Origin of the sequence: Panacibacter microcysteis (genome assembly GCF_015831355.1) — a bacterium.
In the GTDB taxonomy this organism is placed as follows: Bacteria; Bacteroidota; Bacteroidia; order Chitinophagales; family Chitinophagaceae; genus Panacibacter; species Panacibacter microcysteis.
Genome location: NZ_JADWYR010000002.1, coordinates 1,256,869 through 1,283,425 on the forward strand (window position 1 = coordinate 1,256,869; position 26,557 = coordinate 1,283,425).

A 26,557-nucleotide genomic window follows, 5' to 3' on the forward strand; every position below is an offset into this window, starting at 1 on the left:
TGATCTGTTCTTTTAAATCCATGATTTGGTTGATTTTTAGTCAACCTATTTCAGGACGAGACAACAAAAAGCTGATGCTGGGTTCCGTCAGCCGGCATAGCAGCAAGCCGATGTTGTGCGTTCGCTTTATTTTGTTTCGTGACTTACAAAATACAGGCTTGCAGTTCCTTTATATTTCATTATTAACTCTGTGATTTGGTCCTTGTCCTGTTCAAGACGAGTAATGTCAAACTTCATATCCGCATACTCCTTGAAATGTAATACCAAATCAATATTACGGTTTTCACTGTAGCGATAATAAAGGGTTGAAAAGCTCTCAATCATGTCCCAAGTAAAAAAGCCTTTGTCCCGTAGCTCAATTCCCTCTTTATTTAAAATTATTTCCGCTTTACGTGTAATTAACTCGTTTAAGAAATAACCAAGCAACGTGAAAAAAACAATGCCTAAAATGATTGTAAAAGTTGGGCTTTCTTTGTAGATAATTCTGGTCTTCTCATAAGGACCAACGAAGTAATAGATAATCAAACCCGCCGTCAATAAAACAATACCGATTTGCTTCTTTTTAGACTGTCTGATTACGAACTGGTCTTCCAACATACTATATCTGCAATAGCTTATCTGGCGATGAAAAAATTAGTTTGAATGGTTTTGAGCCGATCTAACTTGAAATGACGCCTAACGGTCTACTGCTTGCCGAAGTAGCGGGAATAGCATTCCATTAGTTCAAATATAGTTATATCGTTCAATAGAATTCCTGTTGCTGATAACTCCTGTCAGCCGCTATTTTGGCAAGCAAATGTTAGCGGCTGTTTTATTGTTCTTTGATTAAACTTTGTTTAGAACATCCCTAGCTTCCATCAACGCAAATCCAAGCAAGTTAAGTCCGTTCCATTGGTTAGGATTCTCTGCTTTATTACTGTCCGCAGTCAGTCCGATGCCCCATATTCTGTCAACCGGACTTGCTTCTACCAATACTCTGTCTTTTGTATTTAGCAGGAAACTTTTAAGTTCCTCATTTTGGCTAAACTTATATAAACTACCTTTCACAACAATATCAAAACGCTTTTCATTCCAAACAACGTCATCAAAGTTTCTGACTTCTCTTCCCAACGCTTTTGCCTCAGCTGGTGACTTAGCAATAATAATTTTACTGTAGTTGTCATGGTCATTAAAAAGCAGTGCCTTTTGTGCCATCATCCAATGTTCAGCCGTATTATATTTTACATTATCAATGATGAAAGGTGAAGCCCACCACTGACTAAAACAAGAGGAAGTGAGATCGCCACTTTTACTTTTCTGATGTCCCCAAAAGAATAGGTATTTAATTCTGTCACCTGTCTCAAAATTCTGTTTCAGCCAGTCTAAGTTATATGTCATGTCACTTATAATGTATGTAGTCTGCAAGCTAAACAGTAATTTTATCAAATAGCTGCCAACGGCCACGGCTTGGCGATGTGGCGGTATTTGAAAATCGTCAGCCTGTAACCGCAGCTAAATTTATAATTAAAAGTTCATTATTTATTCTATTGATTGGCATTATTCTTTGGCTGGAACTGAAACCGATTAGCGAAAAAAGTTGAGCATATATTCGTCGCCCCGCCATATTGCCAAACCGCCTGTTGTACGCACACCCTTCTTCTACTTGTCTTTTTCTAAATGAACTTGAAGGCCTAGTCCAACTAATAACGAATTGTTAGTGCCACTAAATTTGACATATTTTGAAGTAGAATAACCAATTAAAAATTCCAAGCCAACACTTGAATTAAAGTATAGAACTGGTCCAGCAGAGATGGAGAAGGTATTCTTTTCATACTGAGTAATTGAAAAGTTTAGAGGTTGTCCAATTGGTGCAGAAGCTCCACCACCACGCTCTATACCATATTGATAACTTCCATCAATAAGAATATTGAATTGTTTTTTCAAAGGCAGAAAATAATATCTAACAAAAGGGCCAAAACTATAGGTTGTGTTTTTAGTTAAACTATTTTGTCCTTCCACTCGATATCTTGATGAGCCAAAGCCAAGTTTTAATCCTGTAGCAAATTTGTCTGCAATGAAATATCCGATATTGGGTGTCAATTGAATATTTGTCACTTTTTGACCTGAGGCTCCTGCCGAATTATTGTAGGCGGTTGAATTGAAATATCCATTACCTCCAACTAACCAATTATTTTTTGTCAATTGTCCTGATGAGTTTTTAACTACTGAAATAAATAAAATAAAGAGTATGAAATTTTTCATTAAAATAGATTCAGATGTTTAGTAATTGCACATAAATATAAAGCAGGTAAACCCGAATTGTTAAAGCGAAATTGAAAATACGTGTTAATAGTTGTGAGGTGTCAAATAGGGTTGCACACAACACAAATATAACCGCAATACTTCAGCATTTTAAAAAATCATATATCATTGAATGCCATCACTGTTGATCCGCCGTTTTGATATTATAACGTTGCTATAATCCACTGTTGAAGTTTTGATTATCTTTTTTAAACAAGCAGCCAATCACAAGCACAAGTAGGTGATCTGTAGGGAGCCGGATAAACGGCTACGCCACAGTCGCCATAAAAACGGAACGTACAAGTGAGTGACACAACAGGTGATGCCATAACATACCACTGCCGGCTAAGATAATCTTTCTTTACAGGCACACGCAGCAGGCTGGCATACCTAATCAGGCAACGCGAAAGCGATATAACCGCCTTTGAAGTTGTTTTGCGGCTCGCCGTTTACAGATACTACCAGGTACTGCTTTTTACCCACCGCATACGTAGATGGTATGGAACTGGCCATACCCGGTAGCTGGTACTGCCACAGCACTTTACCGGTTGACTGATCAAATGCACGCAGCATATTATCTCCCGTGGCACCGATGAAAATAAGCCCGCCAGCCGTTGTAATAGCGCCGCCGCGATTAAACATACCCGAATTGGGAATACCCATGTTTTTAAATGCCGTGTCTTCGCCCAGGGGAACCTGCCATGCAATATTGCCCGTGTTAAGGTCAATAGCCGTCATGGTACCAAACGGCGGTGCAATAGCCGGGTGGCCATCGGGATCGAGGTAGAAACTGTAACCGTTGAAACCATAAGGCTCATTGTTGGCAGGTATATCGCCGGTTTCAAAAGAGGTTTGCTGTATGGCCGTATCTTTTATGTAAGAGATAATAGATGCAATCTGCGCCTGTGAAAGAAAAGAAAAAGAAGGCATGGGTGCTGCACCTTTTTGTACTATGCCTGCAATCTTCTCATTGGGGTACGTTTTCACCTTGCCTGTAAGATCGGGCCCTACCCCACCCTTCCTGTCTGCGCCATGGCAGTTGCTGCAGTAGGTCCTGAACAATATCTCCGGATTGAGCTGGTTGGCTGCACGTATCTTTTTGAGGTCTGTGATCTTTAAGATCATGGGTATATCGGTGGCATTCACAAAAAGCATATTGGTGTTTGGGTTTACCGTAGCGCCGCCCCAGTTGGCACCACCATGCGCCGTTGGCAGCATAATGGAGCCGGCCATTGATGGTGGCTCGTAAATGCCGGTCTTATACCCGTTTTTGGCTACCTGCTCTTTTATCCATGCAGCAGAGCGGCCATAAAAACTATCCTGGTAGCCCTGTCTTGCAAACGGTGGATTAACAGGCCGCGGCTGCGTGGGCCAGGGCTTTTCGCCCGGCATGGTACTTACGGTATCTACCGGTACTTCGTCTATGCCATAGAGTGGCTCTCCTGTTTCGCGGTTGAAAAGAAAGAGGTAGCCCATTTTGGTAACGAGCGCCACGGCGTCTATTGCTTTATTGTCGCGACTGATTGTTACGAGGTTTGGCGGCGAGCCATTGTCACGATCCCACAGGTCGTGGTGCGTGGTTTGAAAGTGCCAGATGCGTTTGCCTGTTTTGGCATCGAGTGCCAGCAGGCAGTTGGCAAAAAGATTCTGACCGGGCCTGTCTGCACCATAAAAATCAAACGAGGGCGAAGCGGTTGGTATAAACACGATACCACGTTTTGCATCGAGCGCCATACCGCCCCAGCAGTTGGCACCGCCATTGCGTTTGCGGGCATTGGCGCCCCATGTATCGGCACCATACTCACCCGGTTTGGGTATTACATGAAAGGTCCACTCCAGTTTGCCGGTATGTATGTTGAATGCACGTATATCTCCGGGTATGGATGGCAGTTCATCGGGTACTTTACAGCCCACGATAAACAGGTCGTTATACACTACACCCGGCGCATTGCTCGATACAGCCACCGCGGCACGCATAGAGTCCGGCACTTCGAGGCCTTCATAAAAGTCTACACGGCCATTGGTGCCAAACCCGCTGAACACTTTACCATCATCTGCATTGAGTGCATACAACGTGCTGCCCGAAATAAGAAAGATGCGGCCGGGATTACCAGGGTGATAAGTAATACCCCGCGACCAGTTGGAGATAGCTGAAGAATCCGGCATAAACTGCCACAGCAACCTGCCTGTTCCAGCATCCAGCGCCACCAGTTTATTGGAAGGCATAAGGCCGATCATCTTATTGTCTACCATTACAGGGTTAAAGTATACGCCTCCTTCTGTTGTATCTTCAAAACGCCAGGCCTCCTGCAACTGCGTAACATTTGCTGTATCTATGTAAGTAAGCGCTGAAAATTTGTTGTTGGATGCGTCGTGCCCGTAAGTGGGCCAGTTGGCCGCATCATCCTGTTCTTTGGGGCCACAGGCACCCAGTGCAAACAATAAACAAATGCCGGTAATTTTTTTCATCTGGAGTAGCTGATAAAATCGTTTGTAAATATTTACTGGCCCTGCACCAATGCAAGGCCATCATGGCAAATATAAAGATATCAGCAAACGGGCAATGCAGGAAAACGTGCAAGTGCTGTTACAGGCGTTTCGCTGTTAAACATACTAAAGCGTTTTTGACTTACCGGTGGTGTATGCAGTTGCGCTGAATGCCCTATTTGCGCTTTTTGGCAATAGCATGGTACGTGGCAGGAAAATAGTATGGGATGAGGGTTACCGGCAATGGTTTTCTATGGCATCATCGTTGCGTCGCATTCCGTTCATCTGCAGTGCAGGTGGCATCTGTGGTTCGCGGTGCGGCCGGCGTGGCAGGGAAAGGCCTGTAGCCATGCAGTGTTCTTTTGAATAAGCAGCAAATGGAATAAGTACTTACACCTGCCCCACGCCACCAGAGACGGCGGCTTTAAGTACCTCAATACTGATATCTTTCAGCGCTTTAAATTTAATGCAGTAACCTGTTACCGTTGCTTTACCGATCTGTTTTGCATAAGTATTGCTGAGGTACGTTTTATCTGCTATGCCCAGAATATACACCGAAATACCCGCAGTATTTGCACTAAGGCCTACCTGGTAAAAATCTTTTGTTTTACCATCTGCATATTGGGTGGTGCGCTCCCCGTAACCAATACTGGGGTTGGAGACTACTTTACCCTCACTGTTCTTACCATCCAGGAACCACAGTTTACAACCGGGCATTAATTGCAGCATCATTTCATGCAGTGTTTGCATATCACTGCGTTTGGCAGCGGGCTGGGTGCTGAGATACCCGGTTATTTGTGCCTGTACATACATATCGTTACAATTATTGTTGGTTATTGTGTATAAATGTAAACGCCTGGCAAATAAAGGCATGCCGCAAAAAAGGAACGCTGCAGCCGCCATGAAAAACGGAACGCACAAGTGAGTGACACAACAGGCGATGCCATGAAAAACTACATTTGATACTATAAATCAATTCAGTTTTCACGCCAGTAAATGCTACCGCTGAAACAATAATATATAAAGCATTCAGTGCAACTAAAAACTACTGCCGGTAATAAACTTCTGCTAATGCCTGTGCATTGATGCCGTAAGCAAAAAAAAACTGTATTATGCCAGGCTTTATGTGATTACTGCAAAAACTGCTGCATGTAGCCGGCTAGTGTAGCCGTTTGCATCATTACACTTACATGGCCCTGTGCAGGTACAATAGCCAGTTGCGATGTTGGCATGGGCTGCAGATCTGCCGAAACCCCGCCACCAAGTAGCTGGTAGGTTTTGGCAAGTTCAACTTTATCAAGCCCATCGTTATCACCCGCAATAATCAATACCGGCGCGGTAATCTTTGCAATATTTTCGGCACCCACATCAAATGGTTCTTCTGCAAACTGAAACATCTGCGTTAGAAACCTGTGCCAGTTTGCTTTGTCCGGCGCTACCTCATCATATGCTGTCTGAAGTGGCGTATTATCGAACAGTTCCGGTTTAAAATCTTTGAACCCGCCATTTACAACGGGTAACCAGCCCGCTGTTTTATACGTAGAAGAAATGATGACCAGCTTTCTCAGGCGTTTGGGGCTTTGTACGGCAAACTGGTAGGCTATTGAGCCGCCCATACTAAAGCCCGCCACATCGGCACTATCGATTTTCAGGTGATCCATCACCTTCTCTACATCGGCGGCCAGTGTGGTAATGGATAATTTTCTTTCAGCATACGCTGTATGGCCGTGGCCCTGCATTTCAATGGCAATTACCTGGTGGTCTTTAGCCAGTTCGGGAATGAGTGCTGCCCAGTTAAGACCGATGGTATAAAAGGCACCATGCAATAGTACCAAAGGCTTACCCTGGCCATAAATTTCGTAGTATACACTGATGCCGTTGGCAGGCGCATAGCCACTGCTAACCGGCTTTAGCTGCTGGCCGTTTGCCTGGGCAGCAGTTAGCACAACAATGATAGTGCAACAGAACAGTTTGAAAAAGCGGGCTATGGTACATATATTTTTCATAATGCAGGTTGATGGTGGTAGGCAATTTTTACAAAGCAAAGATGCGCAACCTGCACAAATAACCGTGGTGTAAATACGACAAGTTTAGGGCTCAATACGACAAGCGTAAAAGTGAGACTTTGGCGGTTGCCGGTATTACGAATAATTGGCTGACCGGTGTAGACAGTGTTCATATTTCACTACTCAACCTTTTTGCCCCGAACAGGGTATCATCCGCTTGCCCCAACAACCGCCTGGCATTACAATTTTGTAGTGGCTTCATTTTTGGTAACAACCTTTCCCAATGCGCCAAATTCATGTAAGTCTCCAAACACTTCTATGCGAACAGATTTATCTAAACTGCCTGCACGAACTGCTTCAAACCCGGCATCTTTTATCAGTTGTTCAATTGCTTCATTTATGCTTTCATCATCAGTTGCATAGAATAACACATTTGCAGGTTGCTGAAAAGCAGCACTGCCAAGTGAAGCAACACCCAGTGTGCCTAACGCCTTTGCAAGTTTTGCACCTTCAGGAAGCAGGGATGACAGGATTTCACCGGCAGATTGATTCTCTGCAATGATTTTTTTAAAGCCGCCTTTATCATCCGGAGCTATCGGGTTTGAAGGATCTACAATGATCTTACCCCGTAACGTTAATGCATAAGTATTGAACAGCTCTTTAATAGCATCAAACCAAACAGCAAATACTATGATATCTGCATCTTCAATAGCAGCAGCAATTTCTTTTGGTTGAGCCAGCTTGCCCAGCTTCTGAGCCAGTGCGCCTGCTTTTTCAGGATTTCTATCCGCAACGATCACGGAACGATTACCTCTTACAAGATTCGTAGCTACAGTAGTGCCTATATTGCCAAGACCAATCACTGCAACCTTTAATGTCTGTGTCATAACCTTTTGTTTCTAAATTAACGAATGATTTACCGCACAAAAATCCATCATTGTGGCGGCTGTAACCAATGACCTTGATTAAGAAATAGTCTTGATGTAGATTAAGATGTTACGTTTTCGTTGCCCGGCTTCGCCTGTTGCGTAAGCGACTTAAAAATTCAGGGGTAATGCCCAAGAAGGCTGCTATCTGTACTTGTGAAAGACGGTTTACCAGGTGCGGGTAAAGGTCTAAAAATGATTGATAACGTTCTTCGCCTGTGGAACTAATATTTTGCAGCAGTCGTTGCTGCAAACGGATAAAGCTGTTTTCCAAAAGCACCCGGAAGATGCGGTCAAACTTTGGAGCTTGTATGTAAAGCGCAATCAAATCATCCCGGGTTATTTGCAGCACAACCGTATCTTCCAAAGCATCGATGTTTAAGGATGATGGCTTAACTCCGTGAAAGCTTCCCAGGTCGTTGATCCAATAGTTTTCGACTGCGAATTGAAGAATGTGTGTGCTGCCTTTTTCATCAATTTTATACATGCGCAAACATCCCCGTACAACAAAATAAAAATGTGTACAGACATCTCCCTCCTGCAGTATAAATTGTCGCTTTCTGAAAAGACGTGGTTTAAATAAGCCTGTAACCAGTCTTGCCTCTTCACTGTTTATTGGAATAATCCTGTTGAAGTAGTTAAGTAATGGATCAATATTTGTCTGCAATAATGCTTCCTTATTCATTTGTTACAATTACAAAGATATTTCACCAGCTTGTTTAAACGCCGCTCTCCTGCTCAACCCGGCACAATCAAAGCCTGCTGCAGTGATTACGATTTTCCCTGGCGGGTGAAATATACAATTGAAAGTAAGCACTAAAGTTGAAAGTTGTTTGTACTGCCCCAACCCATTGCCTTATTTGCAATCGGCCAGTAAACCTTTATGTCTTTAAAAGGAAGGTTATTGTCAATCATGCACCGGAGTATCACTGTTTGCATCCTCGCAACGTTTGTATAATTATTACATGAAAATGCGGTGCATTTTTTTGCTATAAATCTCTTTTTTATCAGGCTGCATTACTACTATCACCACCTGTTGTGTCACTCACTTGTACTGCAGCAAATATGTCGGCATCGGCTAAGTGGTTTTTGTTAAATTGACTGCTTTGTTGTGGGGGGTGAGTTATGAATTCCCTGGTGAATCATTATCCATTTGCAGATGGTGGTTCTGCTGATGCCATACTTTGCTGCCAGCTTCTTGAAGCCGCAGCCTTGCGTTAAATACTCCGCAATGATGTGTTCTTTTAAATCCATGATTTGGTTGATTTTTAGTCAACCTGGTTCAGGACGAGACAATAGATTTACAAATGTTGAATCTAAAACTGTCAAGCCCCTATTGCCAATACGATGTTAGCGGTTCGGTTTTCTTTTTTGTCGTATTGCTCTACCAAAATTTCCACCAGGGTTTTGTTTGCTCAGATTCGTCTGTCTCTGCAGTTACAGCCCAAAATTCTTCTTTAAATGGTAAATTTGTAAATTCCTTTGTCACCATATGCACATACGGATAGATTGCGTCTTCATTTCCGTTTTGAAATCTTTTCATTATTTTTTGAATCGGCCAAATTTGTCCTTCATTTGGAAGTTGTAAAAATAAATTTAGTTCGGCTTGTGGGTCGTTGTCGTCGGTTACCCAGTCAGCACCTTTCACGTTTTTAATGATTGTTTCACCAACATACGAACCAATAGAAAAAAGTTTTGGTCCAAATCCTTTTCCGTAAAGTCGCCCACCTTTTTTAGGTCGTCCGTTTTTCATATTTACGGTAAAAAACCTGTCCACTTCAACTATGCTGTCAATTGTGAAATCAAGTTTGAAACCGTCAGCAGCAAATGCTTCCACTATCCAGTCTGATCGTGATTTAATGTCTTCTCTTAATGTTGCCATGTTTTAAATGTCTTTTTTGCTCTTCATTTCGGTGTCTTTCTCTAACTGACCGCTAACGATTTCGGGCTCTGCGTTCGAGCGGGTTTCGAAGCACAAAAGCCGATGTTATTACTACAATTCATTAGAAGCGCAAAGCTCCAAGATTGTTCGTCAGCCCGCCTGACGCAAAACCCGTGGTAACGTTCGTTTTTCTTTCTGCTTACATGTCAAAGTCGAAATAGTAAGCCTTTTGTTCAGTTTTGTCGTACCAAAAGTATTTGAAATATTGATGGTCGCCTTGCCAGCTATACAAGTCCAGGTTCACAATTTTTTTCTTGTCCCACCAGTCAAAGTCGTGTTGAAGTCCAAACGCATAGTCAGCCGTTTCTTTGTCAAGTTTTAATTGATGCTTTTCAATTATTTTTCTTGCCGTTGTCGTGTCGCAGTTGAATGAAAACATATAGTCTGCGTCAATGCCAATTGCATCGTCAAAGCAATAAATATTTTTGATGTCAGGCGTAAGGTCAACTTTTAAAAAATCTATGAAACGTTCTTTATTAAACTTTGTATCCGGTTTGTAAGCATCAAAATGGGGCACAACTTTATCAACAAGGTCTTTTGATTTGTCCTTAACTTTTTCCCCAGTCTTGTCGGCTAGATCTTGTCCCTTATTTTTTATTCGGTCGCATGAAACTATTGTCAAAGCAAAGATGATTGTCGTTATGTAAGTTGTTAGTTTCATAGTCGTTTTAAAATGCCGCATAAGGTTCGAGGTTTGCCGCAGGGATGGAATAGTTGCTGTGTCCGCCCGGCTACTGAAGCCGATTAAAATTACTAATGTTGAAGTTAACAACTAAAAGCTAAATAGATAAGGTCAAGCCCGATATTAGCTGATAGTAGTCAACCTATGGTTATTATAAGGTCTTCCAGCCTTGCGGCAAACATTTTGTTGCCAGCAGTTATTCTTAGTCAGTAAAAATATTCTTTTCTAAATATTCTGTCGTTCTCTCGCTTGCGTTTTCCGTTTCCTTTCGCTGTTACTTTAAAGATTTTGTTTTCTGTACAGTTGCCAAAACTATCATAAGTGTATTCTTCTTCAAAAATAGTTTCAGTTCCATTCATATTTAGTCTTGTCCATTTTATTAAGTCGCCATTTACGTTATAAACTTCATTGTCGCGGGGAAATTTGCTGGCTTCTGTAAAGCTGATTTTTACCGTGTCGCTGGATAAAACTCTGCCGTCATTTGATAAAATAGAGGTCACAACTTTGTTTTTGTCATATAAGTATGTGGCGGTTTCTTTGCCAAAAGAATTTCCATTACCGTCAAATAATGACAATTCAATTGGATGTCCCTTTTCATTACAAATAAGATTTGTCTGATTAATAACGTTTCCATTTTCGTCCTTGTCAGTCGTACCAGTTAAAATGAAGTTTGCGTCGTAGGAATAAAATGCAGTTTCTTTAGAATAGCCAAACTGTGTCCACCTCTCAAAAACTCTTGTCAATTTAATCCTGTGAACTGTGTCGTTTGTATAAGTTAACCTTGATGTCAAAGTACCATTGTCGTCATACCGTTCTTCTGTTAAAAGCATACCCGCTTCATCAAATGTTTTGATGTTTTTATCAATTTGTTTGCCACTTGAATTGAAGAAAGTGTTTGTCTCGATAATTTTTTTGGGTCGTTTGGTTTTGTATTCTCGTTCTGCATTTAATTGTAAAGCAGAATAGATATTTTGTGATTGCACAAGTCCGCCTGCAAGGGTTAGAAGAAACAGGATTGTTAATTTACGCATGGTCTAAATATAATTGCTGGACGGCGGCTACGCATTGATTAAGGCGTGGTATTAGCATTCCTGTCAGCCGATAACCGCTGCTGATTGAAAATATAAAGTTGAATTTAAGAACTAAAGTTGAAAGTTGTTTATACTGCCCCAACCCATTGCCTTATTTGCAATCGGCCAGTAAACCTTTATGTCTTTAAAAGGAAGGTTATGGTCAATCATGCGCCGGAGTATCCCTGTTTGCATCTTCGCAACGTTTATATAATTATTGCATAAAAATGCGGTGCATTTTTTTGCTGTAAATCTCTTTTGTACCAGGCTGCATTACTACTATCACCACCTGTTGTGTCACTCACTTGTACTGCAGCAAATATGTCGGCATCGGCTAAGTGGTTTTGTTAAATTGACTGCTTTGTTGTGGGGGGCAAGTTATGAATTCCCTGGTGGATCATTATCCATTTGCAGATGGTGGTTCTGCTGATGCCATACTTTGCCGCCAGCTTCCTGAAGCCGCAGCCTTGCGTTAAATACTCCGCAATGATGTGTTCTTTTAAATCCATGATTTGGTTGATTTTTAGTCAACCTATTTCAGGACGAGACAGTACCGCTGATGATTGTTCCAATGTCAAGCCCCACTATTGGCAATACCAATGTTATCGGCTCGCTTTTTCCGTGAACTCAATGTAGCTTTCATTGTCAAACTCTTTAAAGTAAAATATTTCAAAAACTATTTTTGATAAAATTAATTTCACTTGGTTCAAGATGTATTCTTTGTCGCCAGTAAGTGTCAAAATAAGTTTCGTTTTAGTTTCTGTCAAGTTGAAACCTAAATTTTTAAAAGAGTTTATATTGTCGGCATGTAGTGTCCATTTTTTTGTATGCTGTTTGACGTACGGTAAAGTCACTTTTAATACTCTGTTTGAATAGCTAAAACTTATAAACAAGTTGTCAGCTTTTTTTAGAATTAGCTTTAGGTTTTTAACTTTCTTGTCTACCAGTTTTTTTAGAGTTTCGTCAAGTAAAGTTTCGTTGTCGGGATGTGTCGCAGGTCTGGAAATTTGATTTAGTTTTTCTAATTTTTCTTTAGCCCGTTGAAGGTCTTTCACATAATATTCCTTCATGTAGTCTGAACTTTCAGTCTCGATCCGTTTTTGTAAGCTGTCAATTCTTCTTTGCCTAATATCTTTCTCGTCAAAGAGCTTGTCGTCAATATTCTTTAAAGTTTGAAGTCTGCCGTTTATTTGATATAAGGCTTGTGAATGATAATGAGCCATTAAATATTCAGTCTCAACTAAAGACTTGTCAATAAGCTTTTGAAGTCGGGCTTTTTCTTCTTCGTATAAGGAAATTAAAAGTTTTAGTTGCTTGTCCACTGTGGTCATTTAAGCTTGCCGCTAACACAAATATAAAAGCAATACTCCAGCATTTTAATAAATCATATCTCATTGAATTGCATCACTGTTGATCCGCCGTTTTGATATTATAGGGTTGCTATAATCCACTGTTTATTTTTTTCTCTTCATTATTAAACACGTACCGATAAATGGTAATACCAACTGATGCGCCGGGAGGCCGGATAAAGCAGATCGCCACAGTCGCCATAAAATACGGAACGCACAAGTGAGTGACACAACAGGTGATGCCACATGGTACCAATGCAGGCTACACCATGCTTTCTTATTGTATAATGCCGCGTGTGAGCTCCCTTATTTTAATGCAGGTGGGCAGCGTAGTGAGGTAACCATCAACGGGGATAAACGTAAACACGATACCGGTATAGCCTTTTTCATGATTGATCCACGGATGTGTACCGAATGCACCGGGGCTGCTGTTTTCAATAAGTGCACCGGTTGCTGAAAGATCATCACGCCAGTTACCAATGCCATAGAAATTGGTGAAGTGCAGGTATGGCGGTGCGGGTGTGTAATACACCGTTGTACCAGCCACATAATTCTCCTGCATGGCCGCTACAGCAGCTTCGCTGAGCACACGTGTACCATTGGTGGCAACACCCTTGTTAACGATCATATCGAGGAACTGCATGTAATCGCCGGGCGTACTTCTTGCGCCGCCGGCAATGATTGGATTGGGTGTTAGCCCGTAATCAGTATTGACCATTCCACAGGGATCGAAGATTTTTTCCCTGGCCAGTGTTGCCCAGCTTTTACCCGACACAACCTCGCAAACACGACCGGCTACATGCATGCTTACACTGCCATAATAGAACGCGGTTCCCGGCGGGTTAACCAACGGTACATACTGCGCTATATAATCTACCGCCTCCTGCAGCGTAATGGTATTGTCGTACTCGAAACCCTGTTCCGAATCGCCCACGAACCCGGAGGTATGCGAAAACAATTGCGCTACCGTTATACCGCCTTTTCCATACCTGGTAAATATGGGCATATACCTGCCCAATGTATCTGACAGGCTGAGCCTGCCTTCGTCTACAAGACTCATAAGTACAGCACCGGAAAGCCATTTGCTGCACGAGGCAATGAATGTGCGGCTGTCTGCATTTAAATTACCCATGGCTTTTTCATACACCACCTCCCCGTCTTTGTGTATCACTACATAACAGTTGCCGCCAAACAGCGCTACAGAATCGTTGAGTACTTTTTCTACCGCGGCAAACGCAGGATTGGTTGGATAGAAAGGTTCTGCAGTTTGCTTTTTACAGGCGGCAAAAAGCACCAGGCATGCAACCGTAATATACTTGACGATGTTTATATACATAGACTATCTTATTTCAAATGTGTAAGTACCTGCGGCAATCCGGGTGTTGTAAACACCCTGCTGCGCAGTTTCTTTTTTACCGTTCAGGTAAACATGTTGCCTGTTACCTGCCGGCAGCGTAACGGTGGCCGTGCTGTTTGGTGGCACAACAACCTTATAAACAATTTTTTTCCCTTCTCTTTTCCATGCAGATTGTATGGTGCCATAAGGGCCATTGTGTACCGCTTCAAAATGATCCAGGCCCTGTACAAAAAATGGTTGCAGCAATATATGTTTAAAACCCGGCGCATTGGCATCCGGTTTTATACCGCCGGGCGCCTTGTACAACCACGCTCCTATTTCACCAAACATAATATGGTTCATCGAAATATCTGATTTGGCATCTATCGGCCAGTTCTCGTACAGGGTTGTTGCGCCGTTTTTTATCCACCACCCCCACGATGGAAATATATCTGCCGACGCCAGCCTGTAAGCCACATCTGCATAACCGTTTTCACTCAGGGCATTGAGTATGGCCTTGGTGCCCAGCAGGCCCACATCAAGCTTCATGCTGTCTGCCGCTATACGCGCTGCAAGACCAGCGGCAGTTTTTGCTTTTATATCATCCGGCACAAGCCCCCAGAAAAGTGGTACGCTTAATTCTGTTTGCAATCCACTGCCATAGATACCGTTTGTCGTGTTGAGGTATTTGTTATTGAATGCAGTCCTTATTTTTTCTGCCAGCGCCATATAAAAAGCATGGTCTGCTTCTTTGCCAAACAGTTTTGCTGCCCTGGCCAGTATCATGGCGTCTGCATAATAATACGCGGTTGATGTAAGCTCCACAGGCGATTGCGATTTCACCGGGATCCAGTCGCCCAGGCCCCAGTTGGTGAGGCCGGACGGATAATGTAGATTGATATAATCCACGTAACGTTTGATGTTGTCATAACAATCCGCCAGTACTTTGCTGTCTCCGTAGAAGAGATAAATATTCCAGGGAATAATGGCGATGGTGCTTGTCCAGTCCGGCCCGTTGGCCCACTCGTAGCCCCAGCCGTCTGTGGGAACAATGGCAGGCAGCACGCCATTGGGCTGCTGTTCGTCCCGGTGATCGGCCATCCACTTTTCGTACACGGTTATACCATCAAAATTGTACAGCCCTGTTTCAATGGCTATCTGTGCATCACCCGTCCAGCCATTCTTTTCCCGGTGCGGACAATCAGTTGGATAGCCAAAAAGGTTGGACAAATAAGCGTTGTTGGTAGCACGCCAAATTTTATTGATGATATCAGCAGAGGAGCGAATGCTGCCAACAGGCACAACATCGCTGTGCATGAAATAACCGGTGATGCTTTCTTTTACCAACGACACAGGCTTGCTGCTGGTTACTTCTATGTACTGAAAGCCCTTATAATTGAACCGTGGCATAAATACTTCTTCACCGCCGCCTTTTAAAATATAGATATCTGTCTGGAAAGGGTCTTTATCATCTGTTGGCCGGTAATGCGCATCTATGTTGGAAATATCTACACGACCGTTGGCATACAAGCGCTCTCCGTGCTTCAGGCGCATCACCGTGCCTGCAGCACCACGTACTTTCAGTTGTGTAACGCCCGCTATATTTCTGCCAAGATCGAACACATAACTGGTATCATTCAGTTTGTTGATGCTGTAAGCAGGAATAGTGTCAACGTTTCGTATGGGTTGTAATGCCTGCGCCACTATATTACCGGATGGTGCAGATGGTAATATCACTTCCTTCCATGCAGTATCAATATAGGCTGGTTCATTCCAGCCAGGTATTTCATTTTGTGCGTCGTAGTGTTCTGCAGTGTAAATACTGTTGAAGATAACCGGGCTCAGTGTGGTTTTCCATTGCCTGTCTGTTGCGATTGTTTCAATACTGCCGTCATCGTATGTTATCCGCAGATCCATACAAAATGATGGCCTTGCGCGCCACGGTGCTTCATGAAAATACCAAACCGCTGTTGACTGGTGGTTGTACCAGCCGTTACCCAGTAAAACGCCAACCGCATTTTTACCCTGGCGCAATGCAGCGGTCACGTCGTAAGTTACATACAGTGTGCGCCTGTCAAACCGTGTGTACATAGGGTCGAGCCGGTGGTCGCCTATTCTTGAGCCGTTAATGTATAATTCATACAAACCGGCCACAGCAATATAGGCACGGGCATTTTTAATTTTCCTGCCTGCAGTAAATGTCTTCCTGAAATATGGTGCAGGCTTCAGGTGTATATCACGCGTATCTTTTATCCATGCACCTTTCCAGTTGCGCATCTGCATCATGCCGGTTTCAAAACTTCCTGTTGCCTGGGCCATGGTGCCTTTGTGGTTCCATAACCTTACAAGCCAAAAGTATTTGGTAAACGGCTCCAATGCGTTGCCGTTATAAGTCACCAGTTGCACTGCACTGTTTATCTTACCAGTCTGCCACTCATTGTTTTTACCCTGCAGGAGTGCGGCAGAATCTTTACCAACAATTATTTCATAGGCCGTTTGGGTTGCACCCGCCGCCGTGTCTGCCATTTTCCAGGTAAAGCGTGGCTGTGCACCATCAATACCCAGCGGGTTCGTAAGATATTCGCACTGTAGTGCCACAATTTTTGTCTGCGAAAAAGCCTGTATGCAGGTAAAAGAAAACACTATCATCAGCAATCTTCCGGCTATGGTCATCACTCGTTGTTTATGTGTGTAAATATAAGTGAGCCGGGCTAAAGAATATGTATGAAGCTTCCGTTGCGTCGCACTCTTGTACGGCAACAAATGCCGGAGCAGGGGGAAGAGGTGAATGGGGAATAGTGAATTGTCAACAGGGAATGGTAATATTGACTAGTAAATATAAAATTTAAACAACCGGGGCAAAGTCATTTTATGTCTTACAGTTTTTGATTGAAATGCAGGTAGTGGTTGAAGGTCGTTTACCAAAACTTTCTTTTAAATCCCGATCAGACCATATCTTCATCCTATAAACCAAACAGGATGTGCTGTAAAAAATTATTGGTCTTGTTAACCATTTTCGTTTGTGCTGCTCCCCTTCTTGCACAGGATAAGCCCTTATTTAAAGTCATTGCATTTTATACTGCAAAAGAAGACCGGGCACACATCAGCTTTGTGCATGAGGCAAACAGGTTTTTTCCGGCGATCGCGGCAAAGTATCACTTCCTGTACGATTCTACCAACGACTGGAACAACATGAACACAGCTTTTCTGCAACAATACAATGTTGTGCTGTTTTTCGACACAAGACCGGAAACACCGGCACAGCGCCGGGCATTTGAAAACTACATGAAAAACGGCGGGGCCTGGCTGGGTTTTCATTTTGCCGGTTTTGCACTTACACCTTCTGCCTACAACCAGGATTGGGATTGGTATCACAACGACTTTATAGGCGCCGGCCAATATAAAAGTAACACCTGGCGTCCCACTGCTGCTTTTTTACGCATAGAAGACAGCTTGCACCCTGCTGTTAAAGGATTGCCGCACATATTTAAATCTGCACCTAATGAATGGTATAGCTGGGAAAAAGACCTTACTAAAAACCCGGACATCGATATTTTGCTGGCTGTAGATTCGTCCAGTTTTCCACTGGGCACAGGCCCCAAGCTGCATGAAATATGGCACAGCGGCTACTACCCTGTTGCATGGACAAACAAAAAATATAAAATGATCTACACCAACATGGGTCATAACGATATTGATTACGAAAACAAGACCAATAAAGAACTATCATTCCAGTTTGATAACGAAATACAAAATCGTTTTATCATCAACAGCCTGCTCTGGCTTGGCGGCACAAAACAATAATACATCCGCTGTTTTTGATAGCTTATCTGTCAAATAATCAGTTCATCCATTTACCGGTTAAAGGTAAGCTCACTGCATATTTTCTTTGCAGTATAAAAAATTAACCGACATGAAGAACAGCTTATTATTAACGGCACTGATCGTTGCATTATCTTTTGTATCCTGCAAAAAAGACAATGCCAACCCGGCTATACCAAATACGCCACGTACAGATGTACCGGCAAGTCTGCAGGGTACATGGATGAATGGAAACTTTTCCCTTATCGACTACTGGAGCCAGGACCCTGAAGAATATTTAGGCAACGGCATTGAACTTGCATTTGCTTTTAAATTCAATGCTGACGGCACTTACGAGCAATACTTTACCGGCAAAACGGTAATTGGCACCGTTGTAACTTACCATCAATCCGTAACAAAAGGTACGGTAGAGATCAATGAAACAACCAAAGCTATCATAACGCACCCTAATAGTTCTCATTATAAAAGAACAGAAAACGGTACAACAAAAGAAGACCGCGATATGAATATGGACGAGCTGGAAGATGATTCATACACATACGAAACCGGCACGGAGTTAAACGGTACAAAAGCCCTGTACATGACGCTGGAAGACACCGATGAACCACTCAAATTCCTGAAGCAATAACGATAAAAACCGGCATACCGCCGGTTTTTATCGTTATAACAAACCCCGCGCTTTTATCTCGAGGTATTTGTTCAATGCATTTATGGTAAGATTTTTTGGCGCGGTAAGTATGGTGAGAATACCGTTTTGATTCAGTTCTTTTACAATCTGTTTTTTCTCGTACGAGAAATTTTCAGCAATTGTTTTACTAAACACTTCTTCCAGGTTGGCCGAGGGTTTATCTATAAACTTTGTAAGCTCGGTGTTTTCAAAAAAGACAGTGATCAGCAAATGGTTCCCTGCAATTTTTTTCAAATAAGGCAACTGCCTGCGCATGCCGGATAAAGATTCAAAATTTGTAAACAAAACCACCAGGCTACGCTGTGTTATTTTTCTGCGGATGAAAATGTACAGCCTTTCATAATCGCTTTCGAGGTAGCGTGTTTTTTGGTTGTACAACGTTTCCAAAATGCTTTGCATTTGCAAAGCCTTTTTCTCCGCTGGCAGAAATGAACTAATTTTTTCAGAAAAAGTAAGCAGCCCTGCTTTATCCTGTTTCATCAACGCAACATTGCTCAACACCAGCGATGTGTTGATGGCGTAATCCAACAGGCTCAGTTCTTCAAAAGGCATTTTCATTACGCGGCTCTTATCTATCACGCAATAGAGTTGCTGGCTTTTTTCATCAGCAAAAGTGTTTACCATCAACGCACCTTTACGTGCGGTGGCTTTCCAGTTCAGCGTACGGTAGTCATCTCCCACAACATACTCTTTGATCTGCTCAAACTCCATACTGTGGCCCATGCGCCGCACTTTCTTTACGCCAATTTCACTCAGCCTGTTGCTGATGGCCATTAGCTGGTATTTGCGCAGTTGCAGGTAAGACGGGTACACAGGTACTTCCTGCGGCACACCCGCCACATACTTCCTGCTAAAGATGCCCAGCCGTGTTGTTGCGTACATATTGATGACACCAAACTCATAACTGCCGCGTTTTACAGGCCGCAACAGGTATTGCAGTACTTTCTTTTCCCCCGGCGGTAATACAAGTGTAAACGATACATCTCTTTTCTGAAACTGGTGCGGTATTTCATCTACAATTTCAAGATTGGTATAAAACGGGTAGTAACTCTCCACATCTATACGAATGTTGTTATTGTCCCCGTTGCTCAGCCTGTCGGCCATGGTGCGCACCGCAACTATCCCCTTCTGCCGGCCATACAACATTGCATAATCATACACCAGCAGTAATACCAGTGCTATTACAGCACCATAAGGAATATCTGCAAGCCATATAAAAAAGAAACGCAGCACAAACAATGCAATACATACAATAAATGCCATGTACAGCCTTGGCGTGAAGTAAAGCGAACCGATATATCTTTTAAAAAATGACTTCATTAATTTCTGATCGCGTTAAATAATGATGAGCCAGGCAGTTGTAGTGCTATGAAGCTTCCGTTGCGTCGCACTCTTGTACGTTCTGTTCATTTCCCGGCAGCTTAGAAACAGGCCCGCTGCCTTGGTATCGATGCTGCCTGCTGGTATGTTGTACAAGTGAGTGACACAACAGGCGATGCCATAAAAAACCACAGCCGGTAAACAAACCTATCTTGGCACTTCTATTTTGCGTGTAATATCTTTAATAACATCTGCCGCTGTACCGCCTTCCATTTCCCTTTCAGGCGTAAGAATAATGCGGTGACAAAGCACCGGGTGCAATACGCGGATTACATCATCGGGTGTAACAAAATCCCGCCCATTGATTGCTGCCATTGCTTTTGCGGCACGTAGCACAGCTACTGATGCACGTGGGCTGCCACCAAGGAAGATCGATTTGTTATTGCGTGTTTCATACACCAGCTCGGCGATATACTTTAAAACTTTTTCTTCAATGTGTATGCCGGTTACAACATGGCGGTACTGTACAATTTCTGCACTGCTCATCACCGGCTGCACGGCCTGGCTGAAATGTGTTGTAATGCCTTTGTGCGCATGTTCAAGAATTTTTACTTCATCTTCCGGCGATGGATAACCCACTTCAATTTTAAAAAGAAAACGGTCGAGCTGTGCTTCCGGCAGCCTGTACGTGCCTTCGTGCTCTACCGGGTTTTGTGTGGCCAGCACCATAAACGGTTGCGGCATTGTGTAGGTAACGCCATCGTAGGTTATCTGTCGCTCTTCCATTACCTCAAACAATGCAGCCTGTGTTTTTGCGGGTGAGCGGTTGATCTCGTCTATAAGAACAATGTTGCTGAATACCGGCCCCTGCTTAAATGTAAATGCCGTGGTTTGCGGGTTAAAGACAGAAGTGCCAATCACATCACTGGGCATAAGATCGGGCGTAAATTGTATGCGGCTGAAAGGCACTTCTATGCACCTTGCCAGCAGCTTGGCCGTTAATGTTTTTGCAACACCAGGTACGCCTTCTATGAGCACATGCCCATCTGCCAGCAATGCGGTAACCAGCAGCTCAATCATTTCTTCCTGGCCTACAATTACCTTACCGATCTCTGCTTTTATTTTATCTACCGCTTCATTTAACTGTGCTACGTTGGTTGTTATTTCCATTACACTATTTTTTTGGATAGTTGATAAAATTCATCGATGCTGCCTGTAAGTTCCATGAGCAGCCCGTCTGTTATTTTTGGCTGTGCTTCCGCACGTTGTATGTGTTGCAATATTGTTTCAATGAGTTCTTTGGATACACCACTTTTGCGGGCAAGCTGCTGCACAAAATTTGCATCCATTACCGTTGCAATAAGATAGTAACGCTGCCTGATATACTCCTGCCAGAACAATATTTTTTTGTGGGCTATGCTGTTATTGTCTTTTTGGCCAAAGTATACGGACGACACTGTTTGTACAAACTCGAGTGTCGTATTTCTCACCGGCTCAATAACGGGTATGATGCGCTGCTTTCGTTTTGCCTGGAACAGTACATACAGCAATGCCGCAGTAACAGAAAGCCACAGTGCCCATTTAAGAAAATCATTGTTGAGGAAAAAGCGCAACGGCGTAGAGGCACCTTCCCGGCCGAGCTTGTAATATTCATCCCAATGCAGTGTTTTGACAGTTTTTGGAATGTACGATAATGCTTTGGCTGTATACTCCTGGTTATTGCGGTAGAGCATGAAATAGTTGCTGAAACAAATGGGTGCTGCGTGTACAAGGAAAAAGCCATCGCCATACAACACTTTTACAAAATTGGGCAAAGTATCGCTCCTGGTGCCAAGCACGATGATGGAATCTTTTTTATTGATCTTGTTGAAATAACCATCGATGGTCTGGCGCCTGAAACCATAATCTCTTACTGTATGCAGTGCAGGATTTACAAAGTTAATGGTGGTGGAATCTTTCTCCATAAAGCCGGCAAAGGGCTGGAAAGAAAGGCCCAGTGTATCGAGCAGTTTTTTATCTGCATCAACAGCAGAAATGAGTACGGTGTTTCCTGCGCTCACATAATCCAGCATGGCAGACAGATCGGCAGCGCCGGGCGTGAAGCGTGCGGTGAGTAAAATATATGCACTGTTGTCTGCATACACATCATGCAGCACATTGTAAATGGGAACCCGGTGCGATTGTATATCGGCTGAAGGAAAAAGCTGCTTCAGTTGTTCATGCAGCACAAACGTGCCGAAAGGATTTTTATCGGTGGAAGAAAGCGAGGGAGTCCAGTCAAACTCCCTGGGTTTGTTTAACTGCACCACAATGTACAGGATGAACAAAACCGCGAAAACGATGATGAAGATTTTACTTGTTCTCAATGTTCTGCAACTGGTTTTTGAATTGGTGAATCTCTGTACGCATTGTTTCAAAATCGTCTCTTGTTACTGAATGACTGCCGTACCATGCATACTCAAATATATTTGTAATGGTGCGGAATGCTGGTCTTAAGGCAACAGCATCCAGCTCTTTCCAGTAATCGGTATTGGTTTTATTGGGGCGCCAGTCTATCAGCAACCTGTCTGCGAGCAGTTTTAGGTTTTGCAGGTAAGATAATCTTATAGCGAGCCTGTAATTGCCCTGCTGTACTGCTTCGTTGATGGCTTCGTCAAATTGTATGGCATGAATATTTTCTGACTCTACTTTATAAGGCATATGGCCACGCTCATTGGCGGTAAAGAGCGCATACCTGTTCATCTTTACGATCTTGTAAATAAAGAATGCAAGGCCGCCCAGCCCCAGTGCCCACAACAAAATTGTCATGGTGGTTTTTCCTGCTTCGGTACTCATGATCTCTTCATATTTTTCCCACACCCATGCCCAGAAACGATCTATGATGGAAGGCGTTTGCACAAGCTCCCGGTCGTATTGAAAATCGGTATCTGTTTTATACTGATCGAAGCTTTCGGTTTTGAAAGTCCTGGTTGCTACCGCAGCAGAATCGTACAATACTTTTTCCTGCGCAAAGAGTGCAGCAGTGCTACAGGTAAATAATATGACCAACAGAATTCTCATGAATGTTTTTAGTTTAAGTGCGACTGCCTTAACAACAAACGCAGGCCGAACCGGGGCTGCTGATACATGCTATACAGTACATGTGTGCGACGCAACAGGCGCTTAATGCCTGTTCTGCAGCCGGGTACATACTGTTAATATTGTTCTTCTATGTTGTCATTCACATTTGAGTTGCCGCCCAAACCTTCCAGCCTTTTTGCCAGGCCGGTGCCGTCTTTGGCTTCTACCAGGTTGTAATAATGCAACCCTACAGACACAAAGAAAATGACATAAAAAATATACTGCACCACGTTGAGTACAGACATCACCCAGGCCGCAGTGGTACTTAATTCCCTGGTTGTAAAGTAAGAGCCCACGCCCGCAAACAGGCCTACAAACACACCGATAACGCCGGCAAAAACAGCATAAATAAGATACGCTACAAAATAGATACCCAGCGATATCCAGAAGTTTTCTTTGATGATGTCAAAACAACGGCTGAACGCATCACCAAAAGATCTTTCTTCATCTACCACCACGAAGACAAAAGGCGTAAATACAATGGCGAGGTAAATGCCCGGCAGTATGCAAAAGAAAAAGCCGATGATGATCAGCAAATACACCGGTATAGCATAAAAAAAGACCTTTGGAAAAAACCTGGTAAAACCGCTCCACACGTCTTGCATAGAAGGTGACTCACCAAACCGCTCTCTATGCTTCATATATATAGCTGCCACGGTTTGCATGGCGATTATACTGAGCATGGAAAAAAGGATCATTAAAAGGTACACACTGTTGAATGTGTCAGAGAAAGTGCGTGGCGTAAACACGCCGGTCTCCAGCTGATCGAGAAAACCAAAGGCTGTCTTTTGGTATAAACCTGATACGATTGCGGTGACCAGCATAAAAACCCCCGATACCAAAATAAATGACAGCATCAGTGGTTTAAACTCCTGCCTGATGAACTGGAAAGTATCACTGAAATTTTCGCCGAAATCTCTCAGCTTTCTAAGCTGAACTTTTTGTTGATCCATGCATTGAAGTTTTGATTACCTGTTTGTTCGCCGGCAGTAACACCTGCAATTCGTTTATGCAAACGTGTGGGATAAATAATAAAATACCATACAATAAACAACAGCGACGCTGCCAGTATGCTGATGCTTACGACCAGGGGCATTTCTGTATAGCGCGTGACAAAGCCCTCAAAAAACGCTGCAGTAATAAACATCGGTATCAGCCCGAGCACAATCTTAAGACCGTCTTTTCCGCCACGCAGGAAGGACTGCATTCTTGTATAGGTACCGGGAAACAGGATACTGTTGCCAAGTATCATACCCGCGGCGCCTGCAATAATGATACTCCACAGTTCCAGCGTGCCGTGAATGAATACCACCAGAATAAATTTTGCACCAAGGCCTTTTGAAATAAAGTAGTATTGAAAGGAACCCATCATAAGCCCATTACTCAGCAGCAACCACACCGTACCCAGCGATAAGGTAATGCCCAGAACATAACCCCAAAACGAAACCTGGATATTGTTTACTGCTATGCCTAAAAACATAAGCAGGCTGCCGCTCTGCTTATACACGCCAAAAGGATCGCCTTTGTCTATATTTTCGGCAGTCATGTTTACATAATCATCCCCGAGAATGAGGCGCACAAAATTATCGTCATATTTTGCAGACAACGCCCCCATCAGCGCAAACAATACAAAAAGAGCAGCAGCATACAGGAACTGCTTTTGGTAGCGTTTAAATAAAAAGGGCAGTTCGTACTGCCAGAACCAGAATATGCGGTTTTTCTTTTCCTTTTTGTTGCGGTATATCTTTTGGTGAAACAGTGCGGCAAGACCATTCAGGTATTTCTCCGTATTGCTTTTCGGATAAAATGTGCGGGCATAAGCAAGATCGTCTGTAAGTTCAACAAAGCGGCCGGCAAGCGTATCTGTAGGAATAACGATGTTTAATTCCTGTTCATACTGCTTCCACTTCTCCGCATTCTGTTTCAAAAACTGGGCTTCACGCATAGCAGGGTTATAAAGTATAAAAATAACTGGTTAATCAATACAATACGGAAAATTAAAATTATTTATACATCTTTGGTTTATGGCTATTATTTCAATCACCACAACCCAAAATATAGAGCTGGAATATGAGCTCGCAAGCCTGGGAGACAGGATCATTGCTTCTATCGTAGACGACATTATAAAAATTGCATACGTTGTAATACTGCTAATGGTATTGGGTATTTCGGCCGATTCATTTGGCGAAGGTGGTATAGTGTTTTTCCTGTTGCTTATGCTACCCGCGGCTTTATATTCTTTGCTGAGCGAAGTATTTTTAAATGGCCAGTCTGTGGGCAAGAAAGTGATGGCCATAAAAGTCATTAGCCTCAATGGCAACCAGCCCACATTCAGCCAATATCTTATACGCTGGATATTCAGGCTTATAGACCTGCTCATGTTCAGCGGATTGATTGCCGTAGTAGTGGTGGCGGCCACGAAAAAACACCAGCGCATTGGCGACCTTGTAGCGGGCACCACCCTGGTAAAAACAAAAGCACGTACCGGCATAGAACAAACCCTGTATGTGCCAACGGTTGATACCAGTTACATTGTTACATACCCCGAAGTAGTAAACCTGAAAGACAGCGATATGCAACTGATCAAGGAAGTGATGATTAATGTGCGTAAAAGCGGCAACAACATACTGGCATGGCAAACTACGGAGAAGCTGGAAAACATTTTGCATGTAAAGAACCAGTACGATGACCCCATGAATTTTTTATACGTCTTGCTTAGCGATTACAATCATCTTGCTTCCAAAGAACAACAATAATGTAACCGGCTGCAGTGCAGGTGGCATCGCCTGTTGTGTCACTCACTTGTACCTGGGGAAGTTAATTGGGCAGGGTGCAACGGCACTAAGCTTTTTCAAAAGCTGGTAGCCGGTAATACCGGTGAAAACTCATTTTTCAATTTTATACAGCCATTATTTTGTTGTGTTATATTTTACCTGCCTTACTTCACTTATTTGTATGGTGGGCTGAATATTTGTGTATTTTTTGATGTCGCTCACAATGGCTTCCCGGTTTTGGGCAATCGTTTTATTGTATTCGGCCATATCGTAACAATAGAAGTAACCGATAGCTACAAAAGGCACAGGATCGTTGGGTGTTCTGCCCGCGATACCTTTATCAATCTCATAAAACTTTAAATTTTTACCCAGCAGGCCGGCCATCATTGGCATGTGTTTATTTTCATAATAATCCATGTCAAACGTTTTACCCTCTCCGCCGGCATACAGTATAGCTACTTTAACCATTCCCTTTTCGGGTGTGGCAGATTGGTTTAACTGACCAGATTTGCAACTTAGCAATGCCATAAGTATGGTGCACAGCACAATGATTTTTGACCGCCGCATAAACTTTTTTTTACAAGATAAGGCGATTTGGTTTTTTGGAGAAAATTTACCCGCACTTTTAAAATCACAAATCTTGTTACACATAATTGTGCTTATAACATCCAGGCTGCAAAAAGTATAAACCCGCGGTAATGGTAGTTATACCTGATATTTTTATTCCGTATTGGTACGCTTGACACAACCCCATA

At 43.0% G+C, this 26,557-nt stretch carries 27 protein-coding genes; 3 read left to right on the top strand and 24 right to left on the bottom strand.

The window, feature by feature from the left end:
• Positions 1 to 126: 126 nt before the first annotated feature.
• The 17 genes from I5907_RS17075 to I5907_RS17150 all read right to left on the bottom strand — a co-directional run bounded on the left by I5907_RS17075 (position 127) and on the right by I5907_RS17150 (position 16,751).
• Positions 127 to 597, bottom strand: coding sequence for a hypothetical protein (locus I5907_RS17075; protein WP_196992010.1), 471 nt, complete (start codon positions 595 to 597; stop codon positions 127 to 129).
• A gap of 228 nt (positions 598 to 825) precedes the next feature.
• Positions 826 to 1,377 (bottom strand): riboflavin biosynthesis intermediates N-glycosidase, encoded by a 552-nt coding sequence (gene ybiA, locus I5907_RS17080; RefSeq protein WP_196992011.1) that lies wholly within the window; start codon positions 1,375 to 1,377, stop codon positions 826 to 828.
• Between the two features lie 261 nt (positions 1,378 to 1,638).
• Complete coding sequence (locus tag I5907_RS17085) at positions 1,639 to 2,241, bottom strand: hypothetical protein (protein WP_196992012.1); 603 nt, start codon at positions 2,239 to 2,241, stop codon at positions 1,639 to 1,641.
• 429 nt (positions 2,242 to 2,670) lie between these two features.
• Entirely contained in the window at positions 2,671 to 4,749 is a 2,079-nt protein-coding gene (locus I5907_RS17090; RefSeq protein ID WP_196992013.1) for an outer membrane protein assembly factor BamB family protein, read from the bottom strand.
• 408 nt (positions 4,750 to 5,157) lie between these two features.
• Positions 5,158 to 5,517 (bottom strand): DUF1801 domain-containing protein, encoded by a 360-nt coding sequence (locus tag I5907_RS17095; protein WP_231402148.1) that lies wholly within the window; start codon positions 5,515 to 5,517, stop codon positions 5,158 to 5,160.
• Between the two features lie 380 nt (positions 5,518 to 5,897).
• Positions 5,898 to 6,773 (bottom strand): alpha/beta fold hydrolase, encoded by an 876-nt coding sequence (locus tag I5907_RS17100; RefSeq protein WP_196992015.1) that lies wholly within the window; start codon positions 6,771 to 6,773, stop codon positions 5,898 to 5,900.
• 239 nt (positions 6,774 to 7,012) lie between these two features.
• Positions 7,013 to 7,660, bottom strand: coding sequence for an NADPH-dependent F420 reductase (locus I5907_RS17105; protein WP_196992016.1), 648 nt, complete (start codon positions 7,658 to 7,660; stop codon positions 7,013 to 7,015).
• Between the two features lie 109 nt (positions 7,661 to 7,769).
• The gene (locus tag I5907_RS17110; RefSeq protein WP_196992017.1) at positions 7,770 to 8,384 is read right to left on the bottom strand and encodes a Crp/Fnr family transcriptional regulator; all 615 of its coding nucleotides are present in this window, start codon (positions 8,382 to 8,384) and stop codon (positions 7,770 to 7,772) included.
• Positions 8,385 to 8,791: 407 nt separating this feature from the next.
• The gene (locus I5907_RS17115) at positions 8,792 to 8,953 is read right to left on the bottom strand and encodes a hypothetical protein (RefSeq protein WP_196992018.1); all 162 of its coding nucleotides are present in this window, start codon (positions 8,951 to 8,953) and stop codon (positions 8,792 to 8,794) included.
• A gap of 130 nt (positions 8,954 to 9,083) precedes the next feature.
• On the bottom strand, positions 9,084 to 9,581 hold the full coding sequence (locus tag I5907_RS17120; protein ID WP_196992019.1) for a hypothetical protein: 498 nt from the start codon (positions 9,579 to 9,581) through the stop codon (positions 9,084 to 9,086).
• A 199-nt stretch (positions 9,582 to 9,780) separates the two neighbouring features.
• Entirely contained in the window at positions 9,781 to 10,302 is a 522-nt protein-coding gene (locus I5907_RS17125) for a hypothetical protein (protein ID WP_196992020.1), read from the bottom strand.
• A 227-nt stretch (positions 10,303 to 10,529) separates the two neighbouring features.
• Positions 10,530 to 11,354: a hypothetical protein gene (locus I5907_RS17130; RefSeq protein ID WP_196992021.1), complete on the bottom strand. Its 825-nt coding sequence runs from the start codon at positions 11,352 to 11,354 to the stop codon at positions 10,530 to 10,532.
• A gap of 111 nt (positions 11,355 to 11,465) precedes the next feature.
• Positions 11,466 to 11,588, bottom strand: coding sequence for a hypothetical protein (locus I5907_RS21830; protein WP_283016290.1), 123 nt, complete (start codon positions 11,586 to 11,588; stop codon positions 11,466 to 11,468).
• Between the two features lie 152 nt (positions 11,589 to 11,740).
• Entirely contained in the window at positions 11,741 to 11,902 is a 162-nt protein-coding gene (locus tag I5907_RS17135; RefSeq protein WP_196992022.1) for a hypothetical protein, read from the bottom strand.
• 93 nt (positions 11,903 to 11,995) lie between these two features.
• Positions 11,996 to 12,715 carry a hypothetical protein gene (locus tag I5907_RS17140; RefSeq protein WP_196992023.1) on the bottom strand — a complete coding sequence of 240 codons (720 nt, stop codon included), beginning with the start codon at positions 12,713 to 12,715 and terminating at the stop codon, positions 11,996 to 11,998.
• 304 nt (positions 12,716 to 13,019) lie between these two features.
• Positions 13,020 to 14,078, bottom strand: coding sequence for a serine hydrolase domain-containing protein (locus I5907_RS17145; RefSeq protein ID WP_196992024.1), 1,059 nt, complete (start codon positions 14,076 to 14,078; stop codon positions 13,020 to 13,022).
• Positions 14,079 to 14,081: 3 nt separating this feature from the next.
• A complete protein-coding gene (locus I5907_RS17150; protein ID WP_231402149.1) occupies positions 14,082 to 16,751 on the bottom strand; it encodes a glycoside hydrolase family 78 protein in 2,670 nt (889 codons plus the stop codon).
• A gap of 330 nt (positions 16,752 to 17,081) precedes the next feature.
• Between I5907_RS17150 and I5907_RS17155 the strand changes: the two genes are divergently transcribed.
• Positions 17,082 to 17,882 (top strand): ThuA domain-containing protein, encoded by an 801-nt coding sequence (locus I5907_RS17155; RefSeq protein ID WP_231402150.1) that lies wholly within the window; start codon positions 17,082 to 17,084, stop codon positions 17,880 to 17,882.
• Positions 17,883 to 17,991: 109 nt separating this feature from the next.
• Complete coding sequence (locus I5907_RS17160) at positions 17,992 to 18,528, top strand: hypothetical protein (RefSeq protein ID WP_196992026.1); 537 nt, start codon at positions 17,992 to 17,994, stop codon at positions 18,526 to 18,528.
• A 33-nt stretch (positions 18,529 to 18,561) separates the two neighbouring features.
• On the opposite strand, the gene I5907_RS17165 is transcribed toward I5907_RS17160, so the two are convergent.
• The 6 genes from I5907_RS17165 to I5907_RS17190 all read right to left on the bottom strand — a co-directional run bounded on the left by I5907_RS17165 (position 18,562) and on the right by I5907_RS17190 (position 24,973).
• The gene (locus I5907_RS17165; protein ID WP_196992027.1) at positions 18,562 to 19,908 is read right to left on the bottom strand and encodes a DUF58 domain-containing protein; all 1,347 of its coding nucleotides are present in this window, start codon (positions 19,906 to 19,908) and stop codon (positions 18,562 to 18,564) included.
• A gap of 207 nt (positions 19,909 to 20,115) precedes the next feature.
• Positions 20,116 to 21,078, bottom strand: coding sequence for an AAA family ATPase (locus I5907_RS17170; protein ID WP_196992028.1), 963 nt, complete (start codon positions 21,076 to 21,078; stop codon positions 20,116 to 20,118).
• Positions 21,078 to 22,274: a DUF4350 domain-containing protein gene (locus I5907_RS17175; RefSeq protein WP_196992029.1), complete on the bottom strand. Its 1,197-nt coding sequence runs from the start codon at positions 22,272 to 22,274 to the stop codon at positions 21,078 to 21,080. Before I5907_RS17175 ends, I5907_RS17170 begins: the two co-directional genes overlap by 1 nt.
• Complete coding sequence (locus I5907_RS17180) at positions 22,261 to 22,968, bottom strand: DUF4129 domain-containing protein (RefSeq protein WP_196992030.1); 708 nt, start codon at positions 22,966 to 22,968, stop codon at positions 22,261 to 22,263. The genes I5907_RS17175 and I5907_RS17180 overlap by 14 nt, the downstream gene beginning before the upstream one ends.
• 134 nt (positions 22,969 to 23,102) lie before the next feature.
• Positions 23,103 to 23,981 (bottom strand): hypothetical protein, encoded by an 879-nt coding sequence (locus I5907_RS17185; protein WP_196992031.1) that lies wholly within the window; start codon positions 23,979 to 23,981, stop codon positions 23,103 to 23,105.
• Complete coding sequence (locus I5907_RS17190) at positions 23,948 to 24,973, bottom strand: stage II sporulation protein M (RefSeq protein WP_196992032.1); 1,026 nt, start codon at positions 24,971 to 24,973, stop codon at positions 23,948 to 23,950. The genes I5907_RS17185 and I5907_RS17190 overlap by 34 nt, the downstream gene beginning before the upstream one ends.
• Positions 24,974 to 25,052: 79 nt before the next feature.
• Between I5907_RS17190 and I5907_RS17195 the strand changes: the two genes are divergently transcribed.
• A complete protein-coding gene (locus tag I5907_RS17195; RefSeq protein ID WP_196992033.1) occupies positions 25,053 to 25,784 on the top strand; it encodes an RDD family protein in 732 nt (243 codons plus the stop codon).
• Between the two features lie 153 nt (positions 25,785 to 25,937).
• Here the strand turns inward: I5907_RS17195 and I5907_RS17200 are convergent, their stop codons facing one another.
• On the bottom strand, positions 25,938 to 26,369 hold the full coding sequence (locus tag I5907_RS17200) for an EthD family reductase (RefSeq protein WP_196992034.1): 432 nt from the start codon (positions 26,367 to 26,369) through the stop codon (positions 25,938 to 25,940).
• Positions 26,370 to 26,557 lie beyond the last annotated feature (188 nt).

Bases quoted from the DNA above. Each gene is read 5' to 3' on its own strand.
- I5907_RS17075 (WP_196992010.1), bottom strand. From the start codon at position 597: ATGTTGGAAGACCAGTTCGTAATCAGACAGTCTAAAAAGAAGCAAATC.
- ybiA (WP_196992011.1), bottom strand. From the start codon at position 1,377: ATGACATATAACTTAGACTGGCTGAAACAGAATTTTGAGACAGGTGAC.
- I5907_RS17085 (WP_196992012.1), bottom strand. From the start codon at position 2,241: ATGAAAAATTTCATACTCTTTATTTTATTTATTTCAGTAGTTAAAAAC.
- I5907_RS17090 (WP_196992013.1), bottom strand. From the start codon at position 4,749: ATGAAAAAAATTACCGGCATTTGTTTATTGTTTGCACTGGGTGCCTGT.
- I5907_RS17095 (WP_231402148.1), bottom strand. From the start codon at position 5,517: ATGCAAACACTGCATGAAATGATGCTGCAATTAATGCCCGGTTGTAAA.
- I5907_RS17100 (WP_196992015.1), bottom strand. From the start codon at position 6,773: ATGAAAAATATATGTACCATAGCCCGCTTTTTCAAACTGTTCTGTTGC.
- I5907_RS17105 (WP_196992016.1), bottom strand. From the start codon at position 7,660: ATGACACAGACATTAAAGGTTGCAGTGATTGGTCTTGGCAATATAGGC.
- I5907_RS17110 (WP_196992017.1), bottom strand. From the start codon at position 8,384: ATGAATAAGGAAGCATTATTGCAGACAAATATTGATCCATTACTTAAC.
- I5907_RS17115 (WP_196992018.1), bottom strand. From the start codon at position 8,953: ATGGATTTAAAAGAACACATCATTGCGGAGTATTTAACGCAAGGCTGC.
- I5907_RS17120 (WP_196992019.1), bottom strand. From the start codon at position 9,581: ATGGCAACATTAAGAGAAGACATTAAATCACGATCAGACTGGATAGTG.
- I5907_RS17125 (WP_196992020.1), bottom strand. From the start codon at position 10,302: ATGAAACTAACAACTTACATAACGACAATCATCTTTGCTTTGACAATA.
- I5907_RS17130 (WP_196992021.1), bottom strand. From the start codon at position 11,354: ATGCGTAAATTAACAATCCTGTTTCTTCTAACCCTTGCAGGCGGACTT.
- I5907_RS21830 (WP_283016290.1), bottom strand. From the start codon at position 11,588: ATGCAAACAGGGATACTCCGGCGCATGATTGACCATAACCTTCCTTTT.
- I5907_RS17135 (WP_196992022.1), bottom strand. From the start codon at position 11,902: ATGGATTTAAAAGAACACATCATTGCGGAGTATTTAACGCAAGGCTGC.
- I5907_RS17145 (WP_196992024.1), bottom strand. From the start codon at position 14,078: ATGTATATAAACATCGTCAAGTATATTACGGTTGCATGCCTGGTGCTT.
- I5907_RS17150 (WP_231402149.1), bottom strand. From the start codon at position 16,751: ATGACCATAGCCGGAAGATTGCTGATGATAGTGTTTTCTTTTACCTGC.
- I5907_RS17160 (WP_196992026.1), top strand. From the start codon at position 17,992: ATGAAGAACAGCTTATTATTAACGGCACTGATCGTTGCATTATCTTTT.
- I5907_RS17165 (WP_196992027.1), bottom strand. From the start codon at position 19,908: ATGAAGTCATTTTTTAAAAGATATATCGGTTCGCTTTACTTCACGCCA.
- I5907_RS17170 (WP_196992028.1), bottom strand. From the start codon at position 21,078: ATGGAAATAACAACCAACGTAGCACAGTTAAATGAAGCGGTAGATAAA.
- I5907_RS17180 (WP_196992030.1), bottom strand. From the start codon at position 22,968: ATGAGAATTCTGTTGGTCATATTATTTACCTGTAGCACTGCTGCACTC.
- I5907_RS17185 (WP_196992031.1), bottom strand. From the start codon at position 23,981: ATGGATCAACAAAAAGTTCAGCTTAGAAAGCTGAGAGATTTCGGCGAA.
- I5907_RS17190 (WP_196992032.1), bottom strand. From the start codon at position 24,973: ATGCGTGAAGCCCAGTTTTTGAAACAGAATGCGGAGAAGTGGAAGCAG.
- I5907_RS17195 (WP_196992033.1), top strand. From the start codon at position 25,053: ATGGCTATTATTTCAATCACCACAACCCAAAATATAGAGCTGGAATAT.
- I5907_RS17200 (WP_196992034.1), bottom strand. From the start codon at position 26,369: ATGCGGCGGTCAAAAATCATTGTGCTGTGCACCATACTTATGGCATTG.